This is a genomic window from Devosia sp., assembly GCF_034675085.1.
Taxonomy (GTDB): domain Bacteria; phylum Pseudomonadota; class Alphaproteobacteria; order Rhizobiales; family Devosiaceae; genus Devosia.
The window spans coordinates 1-6,703 of the sequence record NZ_JAUCDN010000188.1 but is presented as its reverse complement, the minus strand read 5'-3'; the positions used below and the strand labels follow the sequence as shown (position 1 = coordinate 6,703).

General features: G+C 64.9%; 5 protein-coding genes. 2 read left to right on the top strand and 3 right to left on the bottom strand.

The genetic code is table 11. The features are described from left to right. The 3 genes from VDP82_RS12140 to VDP82_RS12130 all read right to left on the bottom strand — a co-directional run. The coding region (locus VDP82_RS12140; RefSeq protein ID WP_323015110.1) for a carbohydrate ABC transporter permease at positions 1 to 848 on the bottom strand (848 nt) is incomplete at its 3' end. Then, positions 845 to 1,777 (bottom strand): sugar ABC transporter permease, encoded by a 933-nt coding sequence (locus tag VDP82_RS12135; protein ID WP_323015109.1) that lies wholly within the window; start codon positions 1,775 to 1,777, stop codon positions 845 to 847. The genes VDP82_RS12135 and VDP82_RS12140, both read right to left, overlap by 4 nt. Positions 1,778 to 1,848: 71 nt before the next feature. Then, the gene (locus tag VDP82_RS12130; RefSeq protein ID WP_323015108.1) at positions 1,849 to 3,087 is read right to left on the bottom strand and encodes an extracellular solute-binding protein; all 1,239 of its coding nucleotides are present in this window, start codon (positions 3,085 to 3,087) and stop codon (positions 1,849 to 1,851) included. 191 nt (positions 3,088 to 3,278) lie between these two features. On the opposite strand from VDP82_RS12130, the gene VDP82_RS12125 reads away from it, so the two are divergent. Beyond that, positions 3,279 to 4,484, top strand: a complete 1,206-nt coding sequence (locus tag VDP82_RS12125) for an ROK family transcriptional regulator (RefSeq protein WP_323015107.1) — start codon at positions 3,279 to 3,281, stop codon at positions 4,482 to 4,484. Positions 4,485 to 4,511: 27 nt separating this feature from the next. Beyond that, on the top strand, positions 4,512 to 6,703 hold a 2,192-nt coding region (locus VDP82_RS12120; RefSeq protein WP_323015106.1), incomplete at its 3' end, for a PIG-L family deacetylase.

Here is a 6,703-nt window from a genome sequence, read left to right as displayed (position 1 = left end):
CCGGCCAGCATGACGCCGCGCACGATGAAGCGCTGCAGGGCCAGGAAGACGAGAAGCGTGGGAATGGTGCCGATTGCGGCGCCGGTCATGATCAACTCCCACTGGATGGAGGCTTCCGCCGAGAAGCTCGATATGCCCACGGGCAGCGTATAGAGCTCCTTGGAGGTGGTGACGATCAGCGGCCAGAAAAAGGCGGTCCAATTGCCCAGGAAGGTGAAAATGGCCAATGCCGAAATTGCCGGCACCACCATGGGCATGGCGATCTTCCACCAGATGGTGAATTCGTTGAGCCCGTCCACCCGCGCCGCTTCGAGGAAATCGTTGGGTACGCCCTCGAAGAACTGCTTCATCAGGAACGTGCCGAAGGCCGTCATCATGCCGGGAAACATGATGCCCCAATAGGAGTTGATCCAGCCCAGCTGGCTGCTCATCAGATACCACGGGATCACCAGCATTTCGGTGGGGATCATCAGCGTGGAGAGGATGGCCAGGAAAATGAAATAGCGCCCACGGAACTCGAACTTGGCCAGCGTGTAGCCCACCAGGCTGTCGAAGAAGACATTGGAGAGCGTAACGGTGAGCGCGATGAAGGTGGAGTTGAAGAACCAGCGCATGAAGCGCCCGTCCCCCAGCACCTTGATGTAATTGTCCAGCGTCGGCGCAGCCGGGATGAGCCGCAGATCATAGACCTGGCCCGAAGTCTTGAGCGAGGTCGAGAACATGTAGAGCAGCGGCGTCACCATGATGAGCCCGCCGATCAGCAGCAGGGTCCAGGCGATGATACGGCCGGGGCGGATGTCGCGGCGATTGGCCGCCAGCTCGACGGACGAGGCGGGGGTGGCGGTCATTTCTTTTCCCTCAGCAGATAGAGCTGGAGCAGCGAGACGATGAGCAGGATGGTGAACAGCACCACGGTCTGCGCCGCGGCATATCCCATCTGGTAGGAGGAAAAGGCGGTCTGGTAGATCATGAGCACCAGAGGCTTGGTCGAATTGAGCGGCCCACCCGGATCATTGGTGGTCATGTTGAAGACCTGGTCGAAAATCCGCAGAAAGCCGATGGAGGAAAAGACGACCAGGAAGATGGTGGTGGGTTTCAAGAGCGGCAGGGTGATCTTGCGCAGAATGGCCCATTCGCCCAGTCCGTCGATGCGCGCCGCCTCGTAGAAGGTCGTGGGAATGGCGCGCAGCCCGGCCATGAAGATGATGATCTGGAACCCCAGCCCGGCCCAGATGGCCGGCACGAGGATGGCGAACAGCGCCTGATCCACTGAGCGCAGGAAGGGCTGCTGGGCAATGCCCAGCGAGCTGAGCAGCCCGTTGATCACCCCGATGGGCACCGGCTGGTAGAACCAGCGCCACACCCAGCCCATAGCTGCTGCGGTGGTGAGGAAGGGCAGGAAATACAACGCTCGGATGAAGCCGTGCAGGAACCGCACGCGATCGAGATAGAAGGCGATGACGAAGGAGATGACCAGGCTGACGGGTGTGCCGACCAGAAGATAGAGGAAGGTGTTGTTGAACACTTTCCAGAACAGCGGATCGGCGAACATCTTCTGGTAGTTGGCGAGGCCAATGAACTTGGCCGGGCGCAGCAGGTCCCAATTGGTCAGCGACAGCCAGAAGGCCTGGAAGGTCGGATAAAAGCGGATGCCGGTGTAGAAGATGATGGGCAGGGCAAGGAACGCCCAGGCCCAGATGACCCGCTTGGTGCCGATATTGAGCCGGTCCCAGAAGCGGACCGGACCGGTGTTGGGAAGTGGGCTTGCCGACGCCATGCTCGCTCCTCGCGGGTAGGGACCGGCCGGCGGCGGACGAACCGCCGCCGGCCATTTCGGTTTGGCCGGGCTTACTCGCGGCCTTCGTCGATGATCGCCTGCTCGGCCTGGGCGGCCTGCTTGATCGAATCCTCGATGGACTGGTTTTCGAGCAGCACGCGGTTGACCATGTCGATGGCCACCTGGCGCTGGCCGGCTTCGTCATAGAAGCGCGTGGTATGGGCGTAGTCGAGTCCCTTGAGGAACGGGGCCAGGATCGGATCGGCCAGGTTCTTCTCGGTCAGGGCCACGTCGCGGCGGGCCGGCAGTTCGCCAACGGTTTCGAGCCAGACTTCCATCGCCTCAGGCGAGGAAATGTAGGCCAGGAACTTCTGCGCCGCCTCGAGCTCTTCACCCTGGGCGGTGGCGCCGATGGCGTTGGCGAAATAGCTCGAATAGTTCGAGCGCATGCCATTGGCGTCGGCCGGCAGCTCCACCACGCCCCATTCGAAGGGGTTGGAGGCGAAGGCGCCGAGGCGGAAGGTGCCGTCGATGGTCATGGCGGCAAGGCCGGCGCGGAAGGCTGCCTGGCCTTCGTCCATGAAGCCGACAAGGCCCACATTATGCTCGGTCTGCAGATCGGTGTAGAATTTGAGCGCAGCGGCGCCGGCGGCGCTGTCATAGGCGACGTTGCCATCGGCGTCATAGGGCTCGCCGCCGTTCTGGCGCACCAGCACCTCGCGCCACCAGTGGTGGTCCTGGCCGGCCATGTCCATGGTGATGCCGGCGGACGTGATATTGCCCGATCCGTCACGCTTGACGGTGGCTTCGGCAGCGGCCAGCAATTCTTCCAGATTGTCGGGCGCTTCGATGCCTGCCTCGGCAAAGATGGCTTTGTTGTAGAACAGGGCCAGCGAGCGCACGGCGGTGGGCAGGCCGTAGTAGTCGTCGCCCCGCTTCATCGCCGAAACGATGGGGAAAAAGTCCGCTTCGATCTCGGCATGCGGGAATACGGCCGGATCGAGCGGCTGGATCAGCCCGCCGGAAACGAACTGGTCGAGCCAGCCGTAAAAGAGTTGCACGACATCGGGACCCTGGCCGGCCACCTTGGCGGCGACGACACGGGTCTGGTAGTCCGCATAGGGGAAGGTCGTCTGCTTGACGGTAATGTCGGGATTGGCCGCCTCGAAATTGGCGATCAGCTTGTCCATCGCTTGAACGCGGCTGTCGAAGACATACTGCCAGTATTCAATTTCCACGGCCTGGGCGGAGCCCAGCGCCAGGAAGCTGATACCGGCCACAAGCCCGGCCATTTTTGCCTTGGTGAACATCGATATATCCTCCGTATGACCGCCGGTCCCTGCCGGCAGCCTCTCTGGTGCGAGAATGGCGCAATGTCGCCAATCCGGGCTCAGCGTCCGCCATGTGACGGGTCCTTGTCAATAAAATAAGCTACTTGAGTTATTGCGACCGAAGTTTAGTCTGGCGGCGTGAACAAACGCGACGAGAAAGACTGGCAAGCGTGATCAGCCGCGGAAAGAAGACCCTGCGCCAGCGCGTCGCCATAGGGTCAAATCCCGAGCGCAACCGCGCGCATAATCGCCGCGTGGTGCTCGAGGCCATTCGCGTGAGCGAGCATCTGGGGCGCACGGACATCGCCCGTCGCGCCCGGCTTACGCCGCAGGCGGTGGCCAATATCGTCGACGAACTGCTCGAAGAGGGATTGCTGATCCAGCGCGGGCGCCTGCGTTCGGGCCGAGGCCAGCCGCCCCTCCAGTTTGCCCTCAATCCCGATGGGCCCATGACCGCTGGCGTCGAAATCGCCGCCGATCATATGGTGACCGTTCTGGCGGACCTGGCCGGCAGCGTGCGCGGGCAATCCATCGTCCCGCTCTCCACGCCGGGCCCCGAAACCGTGCCGGCGCTGGTGGCGCAGGAAGTGCAGCGGCTGGCCAGCGGCAAATTGCTGGGCGTCGGCGTGGTCATGCCGGGCCCCTTCGAGGTCGAAGGCATGAGCTCGGTCGGCCCCGCCACCCTGCCGGGCTGGGGCGGCGTCGATCCGGTGGCGCTGTTCGGCCAGGCGACGGGGCAGTATGTGGTGGTGGAGAACGACGCCACCGCCGCTGTGGTCGGTGAGCGGCTTTATGGCGCCGGACGGAAATTGGCCAGCTTCTGCTATCTCTATTTCGGCGTCGGGCTGGGCCTGGGCGTCATCCAGGATGGGAGACCGCTGCGCGGGGCTTTCGGCAATGCCGGTGAGATCGGCCATGTGGGACTGGTTCCGCGCAACCGCGCCGGTCACTACGGCCCCGCAGGGGCGCTGGAGCGGTTCGTTTCGGTCTTCGCCCTGCGCGAGCGCCTGGCCATGGCTGGCACATATGTCGCCGATGCCGACGCTATCCAGCGTCTTCACGATGAAGGGGACGCCACCCTGGCCGAATGGATCGCCATGGCCGCAGATTATCTGGCGCCCACCGTGGCCATGCTGGAAAACATCTTCGATCCCGAAACGGTAATCTTCGGCGGCGGCCTGCCCGATTCGGTGTTCGAGGCGGTGATCGCCGCGCTCGATCCTTTGCCCGTTTCGGTCGCCACACGCCGCCAGCGCTCCCTGCCGCGCGTGTTGCGCGGGCAGAGCGGCCGGCTCACCGCTGCGCTGGGCGCGGCGGCGCTGCCCCTGCTCGATACGGTTTCGCCCCACCTCAGCGTTGCCGACCCCATCGGCTGACGCGACAACACTTGTCTGGATGGTCCCATGCTTTCTGATCGAGAACGCCTGCACCGCGCCGCGGCCCAGCCGCATCTGGTCGCCTTCTGGCGAGCCCTGAGCCGGCTGCGCTCCAGCCTCACGGTGATGAATAGCGGCGCCCACCCCGATGACGAGCAGAACGGCATGCTGGCCACCTTGCGCTTCGAAATGGGCATGCGCATCGTCGTCGCCTGCTCGACGCGCGGCGAGGGTGGGCAGAATACGCTCGGCCCCGAGCGTGGCGGTGCGCTGGGCGTATTGCGCTCGCGCGAAATGGAGGCGGCGGCGCGCGTCATCGACGCCGATATTGCCTGGCTCGGCCATGGCCCCGACGATCCCGTGCATGATTTCGGCTTTTCCAAATCCGGCAAGGACACATTGGCCCGCTGGGGGGAAGACCGCACCATCGAAAGGATGGTGCGCGCCTACCGCCAGTTCCGCCCCGATATCGTCATTCCCACCTTTCTCGACGTGCCCGGCCAGCACGGCCACCACCGCGCCATGACTGAAGCCGCCGAGCGTGCTTTGGCGCTGGCCGCCGACCCCCAGGCCTGGCCGGAGCACGCAGAGGAAGGGCTTGCCCCCTGGCGGGTGAGCAAATTCTATCTGCCGGCCTGGTCGGGGGGTGGAGACACCTATGATGACGAGGTGCCGCCGCCACCGGTCACCACCACCATCACCGCAACAGCGCCCGACTTCGCCACCGGCCTGCCTCATGACAGGCTGGGAGAGGTGTCCCGCGCCTTCCATGCCAGCCAGAATATGGGCCATTGGCGCCATCCCGGGATTCGCGAATGGCCGCTGCATCTGGTCGGCGGAGTGGCTGAAGCCGATATTTTGGCCGGCCTGCCCCAGACCCTGGCCGATCTTGGCAGTGCCGAAGAACTGGCCGACGCGGATGCCGCCATCGCCCAGGCGCTCGCCGCTTTTCCCAACCGCCAGGGGGTGTTGGATGCCCTTATACGCGCCAGGGCCGCCTTGCGCACGGCGCTCCCCCGGCTGACTGCGGCAGAGCGTGAAGCCCACGGCCACCGGGTCGAGCGCAAGCTGCGTGAAATCGACGCCGCCATGGCCCATGCCGTCGGTATCGACGTTATGGCAAGCATTTCCTCCGCCGATGTGGTGCCGGGGGGGCGGGCCGATCTGATCCTAGAGACCGATCCCGGTCTGGCGGAAAGCCTCGTGGTGACGCCGCGCCTCGGCGCCTATTTCGAGCCGGTGCCGGCGCAGGCCTGCACGGCGCCCCGCATAGCCGTGCCGCTGTTGGCCAGGGCCGATGCGCCCGTCGCCAACCCCTTTGCCCCCGACTGGCTCAGCCTGGGCGGCAATGGCGCCGTGTCGGTGGAGGTCGAGGCCGTGGTGAAGGGCGAAAGGCTTTCCTTCGCGCTCGACACCGAGGAGCCGGTCCAGATAGCGCCCCGCCACAGCCTCTCGCTTGCGCCTCAGGCGATCATCCTCAAGCTGCCTGCCGCACAGCAGCGCCATTCGGTCGCCATCAAGCCGATGATTGCGGGCACGAGCATCGACGCGCTGCCCGGCCTCAAGGTTGAGATGACCGAAACCGGCGCCGATCTCATGGCCGGGCCGGGCTCGGCAGCGGGACTTTACAGGTTGCCCGTTCGTGTCGATGGCGGCCAGGCTCATGCCGTGACGCCCATCGCCTATCCCCATATCGGTCGCACCCGCTTCGTGCGGCCGCTGTGGCTCGACGTGCTGGCGCTCGATCTTGCTCTGCCGAAGGCGCGCATCGGCTATATCGGGGGCGGCAGTGACAATGTCGGGCTCTGGCTCGAACGGATGGGGGCCAGCCCCGTAATTCTCGACGCCGAGGCCCTGGCCGGCGATCTCTCCGGGCTGGACACCATCGTGGTCGGCATCTTCGCCTATGGCACCCGGCCCGACCTGGCGCTGGCCAATCCGCGCCTGCATCGCTGGGTGAAGGAGGGCGGGCATCTGGTGACGCTCTATCATCGCCCCATCGACAAATGGGTGGCCGAAACTACTCCGCCCTTGCCGATAACCATCGGAACACCCTCACTGCGCTGGCGCGTCACCGATCCGGCGGCGCCGGTGGCGATGCTGGCTCCCGATCACAAGCTCTTCGCCGGCCCCAATCGCATCGGGGCAGACGATTTCGAAGGCTGGGACAAGGAGCGGGGCCTCTATTTCGCCTCCGCCTGGGACAAGGCCTATGAGCC

Bases quoted from the DNA above. Each gene is read 5' to 3' on its own strand.
- VDP82_RS12130 (WP_323015108.1), bottom strand. From the start codon at position 3,087: ATGTTCACCAAGGCAAAAATGGCCGGGCTTGTGGCCGGTATCAGCTTC.
- VDP82_RS12135 (WP_323015109.1), bottom strand. From the start codon at position 1,777: ATGGCGTCGGCAAGCCCACTTCCCAACACCGGTCCGGTCCGCTTCTGG.